The 305-nt window shown below is 49.2% G+C and carries 1 protein-coding gene; it reads right to left on the reverse strand.

The genetic code is table 11. The annotated features are described in order from the left end of the window. Nucleotides 1-57: 57 nt before the first annotated feature. The coding region (locus JW499_RS22005) for a hypothetical protein (protein WP_205212551.1) at nucleotides 58-305 on the reverse strand (248 nt) is incomplete at its 5' end.

The following is a 305-nucleotide window of genomic DNA, read 5'->3' on the forward strand; positions in this document are numbered from 1 at the left end:
TTGTAATCGTAATGTTTGTAGCGCGCCATCCCTTGCACCATCAGCGGTAAAGTTGTTTTAGTCGATTGTACCGGGAGTTGGTCCCGCAGGCCAAGGGCTGAGGGACTTATCCGACAGCCTCAACGCCCACAGCACGGGCAAAATTGGAGCGTAGCGGAAATTTTGTCCCAGTGCCTGTGATTGATACTCATAGAGCCTTCTCCCCCAGCTTACTGTTTTCACACTAAGCTGGAAGGCGACCAAACCAAAAGGAGAAGACCTATGAGATTTTACACCAACAAACATCCTTTTTACTGCGGTATCGA

The sequence above is a fragment of the Amphritea pacifica genome, assembly GCF_016924145.1.
Lineage (GTDB): Bacteria > Pseudomonadota > Gammaproteobacteria > Pseudomonadales > Balneatricaceae > Amphritea > Amphritea pacifica.